We start from the raw sequence: 16,912 nt of genomic DNA on the forward strand, positions 1-16,912 counted from the left end.
ATTAGAAGGTAAGAGAAGCTCCAAACGCGATGTTTTCCGGAATCGGATACCGTCCGTTGTCCCGGTCGCCATCTTCCGGATTCAGTCCTTCGTAGGCCGTAAAGTAATGCAGGTTGTTGCCGGTCAGGTTAAAGCGGAGGTTGCTGATTTTAAATTTCTGCAAGACCGCTGACGGTACACTGTAGCTGAGCGTAATTTCCCGCAGACACAGGTAATCGCCTTTTTCATAATAGGTGGAATTGGTCGTTAATTCATGCCAGGCCGTTCCACGCCAGTTGCTGTAGTTTCCGATACCCGGTTGATACTGTACCATGCTGGCAACATCGCCCTGTTTTTTCCAGGATTTTTCGACCATTTCCTTCGTCATGCTCACCCCGGCCCACTGACCGTCCATGAACGCCCGGGCGTAATTGTAAATGGTGTGGCCGGTTGCATAGTCCAGTCGAACGACAAAATTAAAATTCTTGTACGACAGGCTGCTGGAAAAACCGCCCGTCCAGACCGGGAACGGATTGCCCATGTAAACGCGGTCCCGTTCGTCGATGATGTTATTGCCATCCACATCCTGGAAGATGGCATCGCCACCGTATTTGGTTTTATCGGCGTAGGTAATCATCTGATCCACCGGTGCCGACTTGGCGGCTTCGTCTGTGGCATACACGCCAATCTGGTTCCAGGCATAGTGGTCGCCAATCCGTCCTCCTTCGCGCAAACCACCTCCCCAGACATACGATGCGGTGGCGGGGTCATACACATTGTACCCGCCGATGCGGTTATTGAGCGTGCCGTTGTAGGGCAAGGTCAGGATTTTGTGCCTGGTTTTGGCCGCATTCAGGCCAACCTGCCATTGCAGTGGGGAAGAAGGGGGCAGAATCTGCGCGCTAAGTTCGAGTTCAACGCCTTTGTTTTCGAGGCTGCCCAGGTTTGTGAAGATACTGGAGAAACCGGTCGATGGCGGCAGCGTCAGGCTGGTCAGCAGGTTGTCGGTCACACGCCGGTACACATCGACAATCACATTTACCCGGCTTTTGAACAAACCGAGGTCGGCCCCCACGTTAAAGGTTTTGGACTGCTCCCATTTCAGCGACGGGTTCGGAATTACGGTATTTTGTACGGCCGAAACGCCCAGATAGCGCGCTCCTACACCGTATTCACCCTGCGACTGGAAGTCGGAAAGACCGCTGATGTTCCCGTTGACCCCATAGCTTCCGCGTAGTTTTAGCTGAACCAAATCGGCAGGAAGCGCATTCCAGAACTCTTCATGGTGCAGGTTCCAGCCGACCGATACGCCCGGGAAAAAGCCCCATTTGTGGTTGGCCCCCAGGTTGGAAGCTCCGTCGTAGCGGGCATTCAGCGAGAACAGGTATTTCTGTTTGTAGTCGTAGTTAACCCGGCCAAAATAACCCAGAATCACCTGATCACTGACCGAACCACCCACTGAAACCGGGGTGGTAGCCGCATTCAGCGTTGGAATCAAGTCCGTAGCCGCCCCTTGGCCGCTGGCCGACATGGCATAACTGTTCCGTCCAAAGTAAGAAAAACCGCCTTTTATCGACAGATTATGGGAAGACGCAAACGTTTTATCGTACGAGAAAACCGCATCTGCCTGATATTGAGTTAGTTTAGAGTAGCTCGCCGAGGCTGCCCGGGTCGTTACCGCTGTGGTTCCGTTGTAATACGAAGGCAGGAACGAATAGCCATCCGTGGCTAATTTATACATCGAAAGCTGTGGCTCGAACGAAAGACCCGGCAAAATATCCCACCGACCACCGACCGACAGCGTCATGTTTTCGATGGAGTTGCCGCGTTTGTCTTTGTTCAGAAAGTACGCGGCATTTCCGTTGCCCCGGTTGGCACCCGGTGCCAGCGTGCCGTCTTCGTAGTACAGCTTCGAGGTCGGCACGTTGGCGGCTGAGCGGTAGAAGATTTGCGAAATGTTATAGACCTCGTTATTGCTTGAACGGGTAAACATCGTCCGCCCGAAGAACGTCAGGTTGTCCCGCACTTTGAGTTCACCGTTCAGGTTAAACGTCAAGCGGTCATATTTGGTCGTAATAACCGTTCCCTGGTTGTTCAGATACCCGACACCCGCATTGAAGGTCGCCTTTTCGGTCCCGCCAGTCAGCGCAACATAATGGTTGTGCGAAACGCCGTCCTGATAAATCAGTTTCTGGAAGTCCGTATTCTGAAAGATGATGGTTTTGGAGGAATCCAGCGGGTCCGGCATACTTTCCCAGCCTTCGTTCAGCTTGTGCTTGTTGGCGTCCGACAGATACTGGGTCGTGTAAATCGTATTGTTGGTCAGGTCGTTACCGGTTCCGGCTCCCGTCGCCAGTGTCAACTGGCGCGTAGCGGTCGGGTCTTTTTTCGCCGAGCGAACCGCCCCGAGCCGTTGCAGGTAAATGTAGTCGCGGGCATTCGCCATTTCATACATTTTACCCGGTTTGGAGAAAACCAGGTCGTAGGAATAGGTTACTTTGGTTTTCCCGCTTTTCCCGGTTTTGGTGGTAATGATTACGACGCCATTTGACCCCCTGGCGCCGTAAATAGCCGTCGAAGCGGCATCTTTTAAGACTTGCAATGATTCGATGTCGTCGGGGTTGATGTCATTCATGTTGGTCCGAATGATCCCGTCGATGATGTAGAGCGGAGCCGCGCCGTTGGGGTTGTTGATGGAGGTTCCCCCGCGCACAATAATCCGGGGTGCTGCGCCCGGCTGACCGCCGTTGGCGGGGGCCTGCACCCGAACACCCGGGATGTTTCCCTGCAGGGCCGAGGCCGCGTTGGCATACGGCGTATTCTCCAGCACTTTGGTGTCGAGCTTGGAAACGGAAGTCGTCAGCACTTCCCGCGACTGGGTGCCGTAACCCACCACCACCACTTCGTTCAGCGTTTTGCTGTCGCCTTTCAGGGTAATGTCCAGCAGGGCCTGGTTTCCGACCGTGATTTCCTGCGACTCATACCCCAGAAAACTGAAGACCAGGACCGACTGGTCGCTGGGCACGTTGATGGTGTACTGACCGCTGGCGTCCGTTGTCGCTCCCGTGGTCGTTCCTTTCACAACGATGCTGACGCCGGGCAAACCTTCGTTCCGTTCATCGGTAATTTTGCCTTTAACCGAGCGCGCTTGTTGGGCGAAAACAGCGAGGCTACTGAAGAGCAGCGTAACCAACAAAAAATAGCGCTTTCCGAAAGAAAGAGCAGGTAAAGTTTTCTTTTCCATAGTATCTTAAATAGAAAGTCATACCAAATTTGACGATAGCAAAATTAAGTTTCGGTTCTATCGCATCCTGCTACTTTTATCTGTATTTGTAATACTATTTTTCGGAAAAGCCGGAAAGGTACTTTTTTTCGGAAGAAAAGGCGATTAGACGAGATTCAGCGTCTTTCGGTACTCACTGGGCGTCATGTTCTTGATTTTTTTGAATTGCCGGTTGAAGTTCGCCAGGTTGTTGAAACCGCTTTCACCGGCAGCTTCGACAATGTTCAAATCTTTTTCGGAAATCAGTTTACAGGCGTACCCAATGCGAACGGTATTCAGGTATTCGACGAAGGAGACGCGGTAGTGTTCTTTGAAAAAACAGCAGAAGGTCGTCAGGGCCATGTTGGCAACGCTCGCAATTTCGGGCAGCGAGATTTCTTCCTGGAAGTTCTGCATAATGTACTGGTTGATTTTTCGCAGGTGGTCGGAGGATTTAAGGTGGGTAGTCTGAACATAACCGGGGCTGGCCAGTAACTCATAGTCAGTGGTTTGCGCGAGCAGGTCAAAAATGGACAACAGAGCTGATAATCGCTGTAAACCGTTCATCGTCAGCATCCGGGTCATCGTGTCGGCGATCTTTTCCCGGGTGTCGCCCTTGATGACCATGCCCCGGTTCGACCGCATCAGGAAGCTCCGGAAGGCTTCCATTTCCGGAATTTCCATGAACGTTTTGCCCAGAAAAGAGTCGACAAACTGAACGACAATGGCGTCGGCCTGGTAGCCGGCTTCTCCCTTGAAAAATTCGGGATCGTTCACCCAGACGTGGGGCAGCGAAGGACCCATAAACACCAGATCGCCCGCGTCGAAATACCCGATATGATCGCCCACCATCCGGCGACCGGTACTTTTCAGCACCAGCACTAGTTCGTACTCGGGATGGTAGTGCCACGGACAGGGGAAAAATTGGCCAATCTCCTGAAACACAATAAAAGATTTGTCGTATTCCTGTGGTAACCGAAATTCGATAGTTTTCATGGCGAATCGGACGTATAAAGTAAAACTGGTCAGTAAGTATAGTATAATTGTTGAATCCGTCAGAAACTTATGAAGAATAGTATCAGAAATATGGATAAAAGTAACAGAAATAGCAAACTCTCCCGACTACTTTTGCTGATACGTACAGGGTCGACCATTCGGCCCTGGTGAATACAACCTTTCTATCTGCTTTTTCACGCATGAGTAAAACAAAAGTGATTCACCCTGACCGTGACCCTGCCTTTGCGACCGGAGCCTATTCAGACGGGGTGATTGCCGGCGGCTTTCTATTTGTCAGCGGTCAGGCGGCCGTCGATTTCAAGACGTCTCAATTTTTGCTGGGAACCATTGAAGACGAAACCCACCGAACCTTACAGAACATCAAAACGATTGTGGAATCGGCGGGCGCCACGCTGGAGGATGTGGTCAAGTGCACCGTTCACCTGGCCGACATCGCCGAGTTCGACCGCTACAATACGGTATATGCCCAGTATTTTCCGGGAATCAAACCGGCCCGAACCACCGTGCAATCGGTGTTGGCTGAGGGGTTGAAAGTAGAAATTGATTGCATTGTTAAACTCCCGGCCTGAAAACCTGTTCGGCGAATGGATGAGACTATACAAACGAGTGAGATCAGCGTAGGCGTTGTGGGGCTTGGGTTGATGGGCAGCAGTATCGTGGCCGCCCTGTTGATGGCTGGTCACCCGGTTAAAGCCATCGCCCCCCTGCCCAATGAGCTGGCCGATGCCCTCCAGCGCATTACTAGCCAACTGCAACACGGCGAAGAAGCCGAACTGCTCACGCAGCCGCTGGAAAAAACCGTCGCCCTGCTGACCCTTTCGGCAGATTATGGCGAACTGCACGACTGCCGGCTGGTGCTGGAGTGTGTCACCGAGAAAATCCCGATCAAACAAACCGTTTATGAAAAAATAGCCGCTGTCGTCAGCAATGACGCCGTACTGGCCAGCAATACATCGGCCATTCCGATCAGCATGTTGCAGCAGTATGTGCCGAATCCGGAGCGGTTTATGGGCGTTCACTGGGCCGAACCGGCCTACATGACCCGGTTTATGGAAATCACCTGCGGCACCCACACCTCGGTGGACCTCGCCGACTGGGTGTTTCGACTGGCCCACCACTGGAAAAAAGAGCCCACGCTGCTGCGAAAAGACATTCGCGGTTTTGTAACCAACCGCCTGATGTACGCCATTTACCGCGAAGGCCTGCACCTGGTGGAAACCGGGGCCGCCAGCCTGGACGATGTCGACAAGGCGTTTCGCTACGATGCCGGTTCCTGGATTACGATGATGGGCCTTTTCCGGCGGATGGATTACACCGGTTTGCAGGATTACCCCGAAATCTTCCGGCGCCTTTTCCCCCAACTGAGCAATTCCGAAGCGGTTCCGAAGCTGATGCAGCAACTCGTGGACCGGCAGTTGCGGGGCACACAGAGTGCCCAGGGCCTGTATGACTATACCGAAGAAGAAGCGAAGGAATGGGACAAGGCCTTTGCGGTTTTTAATAAAGATATCTATCAATTGGCCGCCCGGTATCCGTTCCGGACCGACCAACGAATCGGTTAAACCAACGTAATGACACACTACACCGAATCGGCCGCCTTGCTCGAACGGGCAAAAAAAGTGCTGGCCGGGGGCGTTTCGTCCGAGTTCCGCAAGTACAATCATCCCCACGCCATTTTTTATACGCACGGAAAAGGAAGCCGCATCTACGACGTAGACGGCAATGAATACCTGGATTTTACACTGAGTCAGGGGCCGCTGCTGCTCGGGCATTCGCACCCGGAAGTGTTGCAGGCCATCCACGACTATTCCGAACAGGGCCAGCTTTTTGCCGGTCAGCACCACAAAGAAATTGAACTGGCCGAAAAACTGGCCGACCTGATTCCGTCCGCCGACCTCATGCGGTTTTGTCTGGACGGTTCCGAGGCCGTGCAAACTGCCTTTCGGGTAGCCCGCGCCAAAACCGGTAAAACCAAGTTCCTGCGTTTTGAAGGACATTACCACGGCTGGCTCGACAACGTCGCCTGGGGATTGTCGACGCCTTCGGTAGAAGCCCTGGGCGACCGGGAAGACCCGAACGTGTATCCATGGAGCGCCGGTCTGGCCCCGAATTCCCGCGAGGAGTTCATTATTTTGCCCTGGAATGATCTGGAGCTGGTTCGGAAAACCGTCGCTGAGCACCACCATGAACTGGCCGCCATCATTACGGAGCCGATTATGTGTAACAACGGCTGCATTGTGCCGCAGGACGGTTTTCTGCAAGGGCTCCGCGACCTCTGCGATCAGTACGAAATGGCACTGATTTTCGATGAAGTCATTACCGGTTTTCGGGTTTCGCTCAAAGGGGCTCAGGATTATTTCGGCATCACGCCTGATCTGTCCATTTTTGCCAAAGCCATCGCCAGCGGGTATCCGATCAGTGCCATCGTGGGCAAACGCGCGTGGATGCAGTTGATTGAGGAAGCGAAAGTGATCCACGCGGGCACGATGAACGCCAGCAACCCGACCATTGCGGCCGCTTTGGCCACGATTCAGGTATTGGAAAGAGATCAGCCGTATGAACGCTTGTACCGGTTTGGTCAAAAACTGATGACGGGCCTGGAACAGGCCGCAGCTGAAACGGGCCAGAATCTGCGCGTGCAGGGACTGGGACCGATGTTCCACGCCGGTTTTACCGACCAGCCGTCCGTAACCGATTACCGGGGTACGCTGGGATATAACCGGGTTAAACTTGCTAAATTCATTGCGGGCATGCACGATCGGGGCGTCCGGGTCATTGGCCGGGGTCTTTGGTACATCAGTGCCGCCCATACCGAAGAGGATATTGATCACGCCATCAAAACGGCCCGCGAAGTGCTGGGAAGTGAGGAACTGGGCTGGTAACGATACGAAAAGAAGACGGCTGCTGCGCTTATTTCCAGCGGTTTAACACCAACGCATTATGGGGAACACATCACCTGAAAAAGAGGAAATCGTCGTAACGGGATGGGGCAAACGGACAACGGGGATCATCGCCTGTTTGCGCCAGGCCGGCCACCCGGTGACGGTATATACCACCCGCCCGGTTGAAACGACCGACTGTGGCCCGGTTTCGCCAACCCTGGTGGAAATCGATGCCTCGGACCGGCAGGTGAAGGCAATCCGGCACCTGGATAGCCCATTGACGGTCAATCTGGTCATTGCCGGTACGGATGAGAATGAGGCTCAGAAAAAAGCCCTGATCCGGCAACTGGAAGCGGTTCTTTCGCCCCAGGCACTGATTGCCATTAATACGGAGAGCATCCCGCTCAGCAGTCTCCAGCAGGACGCCCGCCATCCCGAACGGATCATCGGCGTGAACTGGACCGAACCCGCCGATACGACGTATTTTCTGGAGATCATCACCAACGAAAAAAGTGACCCCAAGCGGGTCGATGACTTTTATACCCAGGCAAAATTATTCTGGCAAAAAGACCCCTATGTGGTTCAGAATGACACCGGTATTCGAACCCGGATGCTGTGTGCCATGATTCGGGAAGCGTTTTATCTGGTGGAAAACGGCTACGTTTCCGTCGAGGATGTCGACCGCGCCTGCCGGAATGATCCGGGCTATTATTTACCCTTTTCGGGCAATTTCCGGTATATGGACCTCATGGGAACGTTCATTTACGGGGTCGTCATGCAGGATTTGTTTCCCGAATTGTCGAAGGCCCGTCATGTCCCCCGGTTTTTTACCGAAATCGTGGAGAACGGCGGTTTGGGCATGAGTACCGAAAAAGGACTCTACGCGTACGAAGCCGGGGAGGTGGAACAATGGGACGAATCGTTCCGGGAGTTTAGCCTCCAGATTCAGGAGTTGATCAGCAAATACCCGTTCAATTACGCCGAAACCCCGAAGCGGGTGAGCAAACAGACCGTGGTAGTATGACGAAGCGACTGATTTTTGATGCCCACCTCGACCTGGCGATGAACGCCCTGGAATGGAACCGGGATCTGTCGCGCCCGCTGGTCGAAATCCGGCTGCGCGAAATGGGGATGAAGGACAAACCCGACCGGGGCAAAGGAACCGTCTGTTTGCCCGAACTCCGGAAAGGCGGTATTGGTCTGGTGGTAGCGACGCAATTGTCGCGGGTGACACCCTACGGCAGTTCGCTGCCCGGCTGGCACTCGCCACAGCAAGCCTGGGCCATGACGCAGGCACAACTGGTCTGGTACCGCGAAATGGAAACCCTCGGCGAGATGATCCAGATCACGAATCGGACGGAACTGGAAGCGCATCTGGCGTTGTGGAACAATACCGAACAGCCTGACGAAGAGAAACCGATCGGGTATATTCTGAGTCTGGAAGGCGCGGATTCGCTGGTGGATGTCTCGTATTTGCACCGGGCGTACGACTACGGTTTGCGCGCGATGGGTCTGTCGCATTTCGGGCCGGGCCGCTACGCACCGGGTACGAAAATGGAAGGACCGCTAACGCCGTTAGGATTCGAATTGCTGAACGAAATGGGCAAGCTAAACCTGATTCTGGACGTTACGCACCTGACCGACGAAGGGTTCCGGCAGGTGATGGATCGCTATCAGGGGCCGGTTTGGGCCAGTCACCACAACGTTCGGAAGATCGTTCCAAACCAGCGCCAGCTCACGGATGAGCAGATCAAACAACTCATTGAACGGGACGCCGTGATTGGTGGGATGCTCGATTGCTGGGCGATGGACATTCGGTTTATCGATACGGTTTCGGACCCCTGGCAACTGGACATCCGGCTCGAAAACCTCGTCGATCACTGGGATCACATCTGTCAGATTGCCGGCAACAGCCATCACGTGGCCATTGGGAGCGATCTGGACGGTATTTTCGGAACCGAGCAGTCGCCCTGGGACATGAATTCGATCGCCGATTTGCGGAAATACGAGGACATTCTGGCCCGTCGGGGTTACCAACCCACCGATATCGACAATATTTTTCACGGAAACTGGCTGCGGTTTTTACGCAAAGCCTGGAAATAAATACACCCCCAACCGAACGAAACGATGAACTTTCAGGCCGGTGCGGCTCAGGTAGACATTACCCCGCCGTTGGGAACGTTGATCAACGGCGATTTTATCACCCATTACGCCCGCTATATCCACGACCCGTTGTATGCCAAGGCGTTGGTACTGCAACAGAACAACACGCTGGTGGCCCTGGTGATGGTCGACATCTGCGCCATGCCGAAAGATTTGCTGGACGAGGTCAAGCAAATCATCCAGAGCCAGACCGGCATTGCCCCACAGAATGTATTGATTGCCAGTACGCACACCCACGCGGCTGGCTCCGTCGCGAGTTTGTTGCTGGGAGCCGCCGATTTACCCTACCGGCAAAAACTACCCGGTTTCCTGGTGGAAGCCGTTGTGGAAGCGACGCAGCAGCTTCGGCCGGCCCAAGTCGGATTTGGGGCGGTGGAGGTGCCGGAACACGTGGTTTGCCGCCGGTTTTTCATGAAAGAAGGTTATGCCGCCCGCAATCCCGTCACCGGTGGACTCGACGGCGTGAAAACCAATCCGTTTGGCGATGAGCAGCAGATCGACCGGCGCGTGGTCCCCATCGACCCGCAAGTCGGTTTTCTGGCCGTGAAAGGACTGGACGACCAATGGATCAGCGTCCTGGCGAACTACTCGCTGCATTACGTCGGCGATTGGGAAAATGGTACGATCACCGCTGATTACTTTGGGGTGTTTTCCGATGAACTGCGCCGTCAACTGGGCGCGGGTTCGGCGTTTGTCGGCATGATGAGCAACGGCACGAGCGGAGAAGCCAACATCTGGGATTTTCTGAACCCCGACCGCTATCCGAAAGAGCATTTCGCCAAAAGCGATTTGATCGGCAAGGACATTGCTGCCCGGGTTGGCGAAGCGTTGCAAACCGTTGACTGGCAGACAAATCCAGACCTTTTTGCCCACTACGCGGAGGTTCCGACGGGCGTTCGAAAGCCGTCGGCGGACGAACTGGAAACCGCCCGGAGCGTGGTGGCCGTGTCGCAGTATGAAGCCATTCAACAGGTCGATGCGGATGCATTGCACCGGATTTATGCCCGCGAACAGGTGTTGCTGAATGACTATCCGGACACGATTCTGTTTCCGGTACAGGCCATACAAATCGGGGCGGGGCAAATCGGGGCTTTGGGCGGGGAGTTTTTTGCCGAAACCGGTTTGCGGCTCAAGCAAAACCGGTCGGGCAGCCCCTACTTTACCATCACCATGGCCAATGGCTACGTCGGCTACGTGCCACCCGCGCACGAAATTCAGCGGGGCGGTTACGAAACCTGGCGTTGCCGGACCAGTTTTCTGGAACCAGGCGCCGAGGAGCGCATTCGAACCAAACTGGTTGACCTGCTGGATAAAAAGAACTCAGAAGCAGTAAACTACGAAGTATAACGATCAACTAACGGTTCAATTCGTATGGAAACAGGAAACGCGCAAGACCTGAAAGAAGCCTTTCGCCGGGACGGATACGTTTTTCTACCCGGTTTTTTATCCCCCGCCGAAGTGGGTGAACTCAATGAACAGGTTAAAAATTTTATCAGCGGAGAAGTCCCCGCGATGCCCAAAGAACTCGTCTTCTACGAAGACAAGAACGATCCGGCGACCTTGAAGCAGCTCATCGATATGCAGAAATACAATGCCTATTTCGATGTGATGCTGAATAACAGCAAATTCAAGCAAATTGCCGAGTTTCTGCTGGACGATGTGGCTATTCCTAAAACCCTTGAATATTTCAACAAACCGCCCAAAATCGGCAAACCGACGCCCCCGCACCAGGACAATTATTATTTCATGCTGAAACCGACCGAAGCCGTGACGATGTGGCTGGCGCTGGAGGATGTCGATGCCGAGAACGGTTGCGTTCGCTACGTGACCGGTTCGCACCAAAACGGCATTCGACCGCACGGCCGGACCCAGACGCTCGGGTTCTCGCAGGGCATCACGGATTTCTGGACCGAAGACGATCAGGCCAAGGCCGTTGCTTTTCCCGCCAAACCGGGTGATCTGCTGATTCACCATTCGATGACGATCCACTGGGCGGAAGCCAACCGCACCGAAAACCGTACGCGCAAAGCCATCGGTCTGATTTACTGGGCCGAATCGGCGAAGGAGGATACCGAAGCCAAAGCGGCTTACCAGAAGAAATTGCACGCTGAAACCCTCTGAGATGATCGATCCGGAGACGCTTATTGGTCACGGCACGCACCGGTATCAGGTTTTCCCGGACTGGGGCAAGCTGAATCCGGCGACGCATCCGGTGAAGGATTGCCACGAAATGGTGATCGACGCCCAGGGCCGGATTTTGATGCTGACCAATGAAACCCGCAACAACATCCTGATCTACGACCGGTCGGGAAAGCTGCTGGATTCGTGGGGAACGGACTATCCGGGCGGCCACGGGTTGACGTTAGTTAACGAAAACGGTGAAGAATTTCTGTTGATTACGGACATTGATCGCCATCAGGTCATTAAAACGACGCTAACGGGTCAGGTTGTGATGACGCTGGATTATCCCCGGGAAATCAGTGCCTACACCGCTGCCGACCAGTTTCTGCCGACCCAAACCGCCGTTGGTCCGACCGGTGATCTGTATGTAACCGATGGCTATGGGCTGCAATACGTCATTCAGTACACCAGCCAGGGCGACTACATCCGGCACTGGGGCGGGCGGGGCGATGAAAACGGGCAGTTTGACTGCGTACACGGGATTGCGCTCGACACCCGAAAACCGGATGAGCCGACCTTGTTGCTTACCTCCCGGAATCACAATGTGCTCAAGCGGTTCACACTGGACGGGCAGTACATCAGCACGATTCCGCTGCCCGGCTCGTTTGTCTGCCGACCGGTTATTCACGATCAGTATGTTTTTGCGGCTGTCTTTCGGTCCACCACCAACCGGAATATAGGCTCGGGCTACATCACCATTCTGGATGAAAATGATCGGGTGATCTCGACGCCGGGCGGCACCGAACCGATCTATGAAAACGGTATCTTACAAACGCAATCGCAACACCGTCCGGTTTTTGTCCATCCGCACGACGTTTGCATCGACGCAGACGAGAACGTGTACGTTTGCCAGTGGAATGCCAACAACGTATACCCCATGCAGTTAAAGCGGGTATAACGAAACGGAAAAACAGATTTTACCATGAAAATGCGCGAAAGCCGGGTATTGAAGAAGTTACGAGCTGGCGAAGTGGTCAGTTGTTTTAAAGTGAATTTTGGCGATGGTCAGGCGTCCGAACTGGTGGCTTTGACCGGTTTTGACTGCATCTGGATCGACCGTGAACACCAGGGACAGGATTGGTCGGTGGTGAGTTCGCACATCTGGGCGACCAAATCGCAGGATGCCGACATCATGGTCCGGGTGCCGCGCGGCAGCTACAGCGATTACGTCAAACCGCTGGAACTGGACGCCACCGGCATTCTGGTGCCGCACTGCATGGGTCTGGAAGACGCGAAGAAAGTGGTTCAGATGACCCGGTTTCACCCCCTGGGCCTGCGGGCCATCGACGGCGGCAATGCCGATGGGGCCTACACCAACCTCGATTTTCATGAATACCTCCGGCAAGCCAACCAGCAGCGGTTTGTCGCGCTTCAGATCGAAGACCCCGAACCGCTCGACGAACTGGAGGAAATTGCCGCCCTCGACGGCGTGGATATGCTGTTTTTCGGCCCTGGTGATTTCAGCCAGGCCATCGGTGCGCCCGGCGAATGGAATCACCCCCGACTGGTAGCCGCCCGCAAACGCGTCGCCGAAGTGTGTATTAAACACGGCAAATTTGCCGCCACCACCGGCCCCATCGACCGGCTGGAGGAGTTCGTCGCGATGGGCTACAGGTTCGTCAGCGTGGGTGCCGATGTCGTGGGCGTCAGCAATTATTGTCACGGTTTGATCAATCGCTTCAACAAAGAAACAACACCGGTTCAATCGGCTCAGGGAGGGTATAAATAATGAGAAAAAGGGAACTGGGAAAAACCGGCATTGCGGTTTCGGAACTGGCGTTCGGTGGGGTTGAAATCGGACTGCCCTACGGCATTGGCGTCAAAAGCGAAGCTGACATGCTGTCGGAAGACGAATCGATCCGATTGCTGCACGAAGCCACGGAATCGGGCGTCAATTTTTTCGATACGGCCCGCCTGTATGGCGCGAGTGAAACCATCATGGGCAAGGCTTTTCGGGACCGGCGCGAACAGGTCGTGATCGGGACCAAATGCCGCCAGTTGCGCGATGGAAACGGCGAACTTCCTACCGGTTTTGCCCTGAAAAAGCTCATTAAGACGTCGCTTTTAGAGAGCCTGACGGCTTTGCAGACGGATTATGTCGATATTTTCATGCTCCACCAGGCCGATCTGGGGATTTTAGAAAATGAGGAAATTGCCCCCATTTTTGCGGATTTGAAAGCAGAGGGTGCCATTCGGAGTACGGGCGTCTCAACCTATTCGGTTGAGGAAACCCAGAAAGCCATCGAAACCGGGGTGTGGGATGTCATTCAACTGCCGTTTAACCTGATGGACCAGCGACAGGCGCAGGCGTTTGCACAGGCTGCGGAAAAGGGTGTCGGCATCGTCGTTCGGTCGGTTCTGATGAAAGGCTTACTGACCAGCAAAGGCCAGCAACTGCACCCGGCGCTGGCGGATGTTGAAAACCACCTCCGCCGGTTTGATGACCTGGTGGCTACCGGTTTTCCGGATTTGTCCACGCTGGCCGTTCGGTTCGTGGCGACCTTCCCCGAAGTGTCTTCCCTATTGGTGGGCATCGACAAACCGGACTATCTGCACCAGTCGCTGGCGGCCGTGAATGGCCCTCATCTGGATGCCGAAACGCTGGTCCGGGCGAAAAACCTGGCTTATCCCGACCCCGCTTTTCTCAACCTGCCCCACTGGGACCGGATGGGCTGGTTAAACTAACTGCGAACAACTGTATGCATATCAACGATTTATTTAATTTAACCGGCAAAGTGAGTCTGGTGACAGGTGGTGCGGGCAACTACGGCAAGTGCATCGTGGAAGGGCTGGCGGAAGCCGGTTCGACCGTGATCACGGCTTCCCGAAACCTGGCCGCCGGGCAGGAAGTAGCCACTCAGTTTCAGTCCCGTGGGCTGGATGTGTTTGCCCTGCCGGTCGATCAGGGCGATCCGGATTCGGTTCAAAACCTGAAAACCCAAATCCGTTTGCAGTTCGGCAAGCTGGATGTGTTCGTCAACAATGCGGTTTCGCGGCCCATGAAGGGCTACGATGCACCCCTGGCGGATTTTGCGGAATCGATGCGGGTCAATGCGACCGGTTCGATGGACATCCTGCGCGAAATGGCCGACCTGATTGTCGAGAATGGGGGTGGTAGCATCATCAACATCGGCTCGATGATGGGCATGTTCGGCCCGGATCTGTCCAATTACGAAGGCACCACGATGGGCAATCCGCCCCCCGATTATTTCTTTCACAATGCGGGTTTACTCAACCTGACGAAATACATGGCCCAGATTCTGGCGGGGAAAAACGTGCGCGTCAACTGCGTCAGTCCCGGCGGGCTTTTCAACCACCAACCGGAACGGTTTCTGGAGAATTACACCAAAAAAGTCCCCCTGCGACGCATGGCGAACCAGGACGACATCAAGGGATTGATCGTGTTGCTGGCTTCCGAAGCCGGGGCCTACATCAACGGCGAGAATATTCTGATGGATGGCGGTTTGAATGCTTAATGCCGCCATTTGACGTAGTTCCCCTTGCTCAGTACCTCGGCCCACTGGTGGTAGCCCGCCAGCGTCAGGTGAACGCCGTCCCAGGAGTATTCTTTCTTGAGCTTTCCGGCTTCGTCCACAAAATGCGGGTGGAGGTCGATCACTTCGAAGCCTTCCGTTCGGGCCATTTCTTTCAGGGCCGCATTCAACGTCTGAATGTGGCCCTCTTTGTTATAGTGGCTCCTGAGTTTCTGAAACGAATCGTTGGTCGGCAGCAGCGTCTGGAAATAGATTCGGGTGGATGGGGTGCCGGTTTTCAACCGTCGCGCCATCCGGCGGTAGTTCTGTAGAATGACGGAGTCGGGAATGTTTCGCGCGAGATCGTTGATGCCAATCAGGATGAAGACCTTCGCCGGACGGCCCTGAATCACTTCGTCGAGCCGTTCCAGAACGCCGAAGGTGATGTCGCCCGGAATGCCCCGGTTTTTGTACCGGCTGTCGCCCAGTAAATCGCTCCAGTCGGCCCAGAAGGTCAGGCTGTTGCCCAGAAAAACCACGTCTTTGCGGGAATGCGGCAGCGATCGGAATAGATCGACCCGAGCCTTGTAAATGTCGGGCCGAACGGTGCTGTCCCATTTGATTTCCTGCGCCAAAACCGTCCAATTTCCAACCAACAATAGTGCGATGAACGCTGCGGTTTTTATCATAATCGTATGTATTATTCTACCAATAGGAGTCCGCTACGCGGCCGGTCATTGCATTGTTTAACAGCCCACGGTTGAAACCGTGGGTTTAGAGAAAAATGGCGTTTATACTAACCGTTTTAACGGTTTCGAGGCCCTAAAACCGTTAAAACGGTTTCATAAAACAATGGCATTTCCTCGTTTCCCACGGTTGAAACCGTGGGCTGGTTTTTTCTTGATCTGGTTCTGCTGCCGTTTCGGCTTCGTCCGTTCGGTTAATTTCCCGCCAGTTGCGAAGGCGTCAATTCATTCAGCAACGGGTTGCCCAGTTGAAACCGCTCTACATTGTGCAGAAAAATCGACGAAACCCGCTCCAGAAACCGGGGACTCAGGCTGGAACCCGAAATGTGGGGCGTCAGGATGACGTTCGGGAAGTGCCAGAGTGGATGCTCCGGCGGCATGGGGTAGTGGTAGTGGGTGTCGAGGGCGGCCCCCGCAATCCAGCCCTCCGCCAGCGCCCTGATCAGGGCGGCTTCCTGAATCAAAGGGCCCCGCGCCGGGTTGAGCAAAAAGGCTGTGGGTTTCAGCAGCCGAAGTTCGGATTCGCCCAGGATTCCCGTGGTGGTTCCCGTTTGCGGAATTGCCAGCACCAGAAAATCCAGGCTTTGTAGAAACGCTTCTTTTTCGGAACCGTAAAACACGCGGTCGGGCAGATTGCCTTCGGAATCACCGGTTCCGGGGACGTTGTAAACCGCATCCCTCGGCTGAATCGGCTGCCGAACCAGCACGTGAACCGTCATGCCCAGCGCTTTGGCCAGCCGGGCGGTTTCGCGGCCAATCCCGCCGTAGCCCCAGATGCCGACCACCGAGCCGCGAATTTCGTTCTGAAACCGGGCCGACCGATCCCAGATCTGGCCCTCCTGATTCCGAACCAGCCCGCGCAGGTCGCGGGCCAGGTTGATCATCATGGCGATGTTCCATTCCGCAATCGGCACGTCGAAAACACCGAGGGAGTTGCAGGCCCGGACGCCCCGCTCCACGAGGTTTTTGCCAAACAACTGGCTGTAGCCCGCCGAACTGATCTGCACCAGTTTCAGCCGCGTCATCGCTTCGTGGTTTTCGGGGAGAAACGTGCAGAACAGAACATCGCAATCCTGAATCTGATCGGTCGGCAACGGCCTTACTTTTTCCTCCGGCTGCTCCACAACGGCGACCGAAACGCCCGGTAGTTGCTGCAACGAACGGAGAACCGGTTCGTATACCGGCATATCAATCAAGACTTTCAGCATG

At 54.7% G+C, this 16,912-nt stretch carries 15 protein-coding genes; 11 read left to right on the top strand and 4 right to left on the bottom strand.

Annotated elements, in window-relative coordinates; translation table 11 throughout:
• Position 1 precedes the first annotated feature (1 nt).
• A complete protein-coding gene (locus FH871_RS18150) occupies positions 2–3,223 on the bottom strand; it encodes a TonB-dependent receptor (protein ID WP_138992819.1) in 3,222 nt (1,073 codons plus the stop codon).
• A gap of 144 nt (positions 3,224–3,367) precedes the next feature.
• Complete coding sequence (locus FH871_RS18155; protein ID WP_138992820.1) at positions 3,368–4,237, bottom strand: AraC family transcriptional regulator; 870 nt, start codon at positions 4,235–4,237, stop codon at positions 3,368–3,370.
• A gap of 200 nt (positions 4,238–4,437) precedes the next feature.
• Between FH871_RS18155 and FH871_RS18160 the strand changes: the two genes are divergently transcribed.
• The 11 genes from FH871_RS18160 to FH871_RS18210 are packed head-to-tail and all read left to right on the top strand — an operon-like array spanning position 4,438 to position 14,960.
• Positions 4,438–4,827, top strand: a complete 390-nt coding sequence (locus FH871_RS18160; protein ID WP_138992821.1) for a RidA family protein — start codon at positions 4,438–4,440, stop codon at positions 4,825–4,827.
• 15 nt (positions 4,828–4,842) lie between these two features.
• Entirely contained in the window at positions 4,843–5,820 is a 978-nt protein-coding gene (locus FH871_RS18165) for a 3-hydroxyacyl-CoA dehydrogenase family protein (RefSeq protein ID WP_138992822.1), read from the top strand.
• A 9-nt stretch (positions 5,821–5,829) separates the two neighbouring features.
• Positions 5,830–7,140, top strand: a complete 1,311-nt coding sequence (locus FH871_RS18170) for an aspartate aminotransferase family protein (RefSeq protein WP_138992823.1) — start codon at positions 5,830–5,832, stop codon at positions 7,138–7,140.
• Between the two features lie 58 nt (positions 7,141–7,198).
• On the top strand, positions 7,199–8,164 hold the full coding sequence (locus tag FH871_RS18175; RefSeq protein WP_138992824.1) for a 3-hydroxyacyl-CoA dehydrogenase family protein: 966 nt from the start codon (positions 7,199–7,201) through the stop codon (positions 8,162–8,164).
• Positions 8,161–9,243, top strand: a complete 1,083-nt coding sequence (locus FH871_RS18180) for a dipeptidase (RefSeq protein ID WP_138992825.1) — start codon at positions 8,161–8,163, stop codon at positions 9,241–9,243. Before FH871_RS18175 ends, FH871_RS18180 begins: the two co-directional genes overlap by 4 nt.
• Before the next feature lie 24 nt (positions 9,244–9,267).
• Positions 9,268–10,650, top strand: coding sequence for a neutral/alkaline non-lysosomal ceramidase N-terminal domain-containing protein (locus tag FH871_RS18185; protein WP_138992826.1), 1,383 nt, complete (start codon positions 9,268–9,270; stop codon positions 10,648–10,650).
• A 24-nt stretch (positions 10,651–10,674) separates the two neighbouring features.
• Positions 10,675–11,424, top strand: a complete 750-nt coding sequence (locus FH871_RS18190; protein WP_138992827.1) for a phytanoyl-CoA dioxygenase family protein — start codon at positions 10,675–10,677, stop codon at positions 11,422–11,424.
• 1 nt (position 11,425) lies between these two features.
• Complete coding sequence (locus FH871_RS18195; RefSeq protein ID WP_138992828.1) at positions 11,426–12,382, top strand: 6-bladed beta-propeller; 957 nt, start codon at positions 11,426–11,428, stop codon at positions 12,380–12,382.
• 24 nt (positions 12,383–12,406) lie between these two features.
• A complete protein-coding gene (locus FH871_RS18200; protein ID WP_138992829.1) occupies positions 12,407–13,213 on the top strand; it encodes an HpcH/HpaI aldolase/citrate lyase family protein in 807 nt (268 codons plus the stop codon).
• Positions 13,213–14,169, top strand: a complete 957-nt coding sequence (locus FH871_RS18205) for an aldo/keto reductase (protein ID WP_138992830.1) — start codon at positions 13,213–13,215, stop codon at positions 14,167–14,169. The genes FH871_RS18200 and FH871_RS18205 overlap by 1 nt, the downstream gene beginning before the upstream one ends.
• A 14-nt stretch (positions 14,170–14,183) precedes the next feature.
• Entirely contained in the window at positions 14,184–14,960 is a 777-nt protein-coding gene (locus FH871_RS18210) for an SDR family oxidoreductase (protein WP_138992831.1), read from the top strand.
• Here the strand turns inward: FH871_RS18210 and FH871_RS18215 are convergent.
• Complete coding sequence (locus FH871_RS18215) at positions 14,957–15,646, bottom strand: GDSL-type esterase/lipase family protein (protein WP_138992832.1); 690 nt, start codon at positions 15,644–15,646, stop codon at positions 14,957–14,959. The two genes, FH871_RS18210 and FH871_RS18215, sit on opposite strands and share 4 nt — an antisense overlap.
• A gap of 251 nt (positions 15,647–15,897) precedes the next feature.
• Entirely contained in the window at positions 15,898–16,911 is a 1,014-nt protein-coding gene (locus FH871_RS18220; RefSeq protein WP_138992833.1) for a D-2-hydroxyacid dehydrogenase, read from the bottom strand.
• Between the last annotated feature and the right edge of the window lies 1 nt (position 16,912).

The sequence above is a fragment of the Larkinella sp. C7 genome, assembly GCF_006149005.1.
Lineage (GTDB): Bacteria > Bacteroidota > Bacteroidia > Cytophagales > Spirosomataceae > Larkinella.

Bases quoted from the DNA above. Each gene is read 5' to 3' on its own strand.
- FH871_RS18155 (WP_138992820.1), bottom strand. From the start codon at position 4,237: ATGAAAACTATCGAATTTCGGTTACCACAGGAATACGACAAATCTTTT.
- FH871_RS18160 (WP_138992821.1), top strand. From the start codon at position 4,438: ATGAGTAAAACAAAAGTGATTCACCCTGACCGTGACCCTGCCTTTGCG.
- FH871_RS18200 (WP_138992829.1), top strand. From the start codon at position 12,407: ATGAAAATGCGCGAAAGCCGGGTATTGAAGAAGTTACGAGCTGGCGAA.
- FH871_RS18210 (WP_138992831.1), top strand. From the start codon at position 14,184: ATGCATATCAACGATTTATTTAATTTAACCGGCAAAGTGAGTCTGGTG.
- FH871_RS18205 (WP_138992830.1), top strand. From the start codon at position 13,213: ATGAGAAAAAGGGAACTGGGAAAAACCGGCATTGCGGTTTCGGAACTG.
- FH871_RS18170 (WP_138992823.1), top strand. From the start codon at position 5,830: ATGACACACTACACCGAATCGGCCGCCTTGCTCGAACGGGCAAAAAAA.
- FH871_RS18215 (WP_138992832.1), bottom strand. From the start codon at position 15,646: ATGATAAAAACCGCAGCGTTCATCGCACTATTGTTGGTTGGAAATTGG.
- FH871_RS18190 (WP_138992827.1), top strand. From the start codon at position 10,675: ATGGAAACAGGAAACGCGCAAGACCTGAAAGAAGCCTTTCGCCGGGAC.
- FH871_RS18165 (WP_138992822.1), top strand. From the start codon at position 4,843: ATGGATGAGACTATACAAACGAGTGAGATCAGCGTAGGCGTTGTGGGG.
- FH871_RS18175 (WP_138992824.1), top strand. From the start codon at position 7,199: ATGGGGAACACATCACCTGAAAAAGAGGAAATCGTCGTAACGGGATGG.
- FH871_RS18185 (WP_138992826.1), top strand. From the start codon at position 9,268: ATGAACTTTCAGGCCGGTGCGGCTCAGGTAGACATTACCCCGCCGTTG.
- FH871_RS18195 (WP_138992828.1), top strand. From the start codon at position 11,426: ATGATCGATCCGGAGACGCTTATTGGTCACGGCACGCACCGGTATCAG.
- FH871_RS18150 (WP_138992819.1), bottom strand. From the start codon at position 3,223: ATGGAAAAGAAAACTTTACCTGCTCTTTCTTTCGGAAAGCGCTATTTT.
- FH871_RS18220 (WP_138992833.1), bottom strand. From the start codon at position 16,911: ATGCTGAAAGTCTTGATTGATATGCCGGTATACGAACCGGTTCTCCGT.
- FH871_RS18180 (WP_138992825.1), top strand. From the start codon at position 8,161: ATGACGAAGCGACTGATTTTTGATGCCCACCTCGACCTGGCGATGAAC.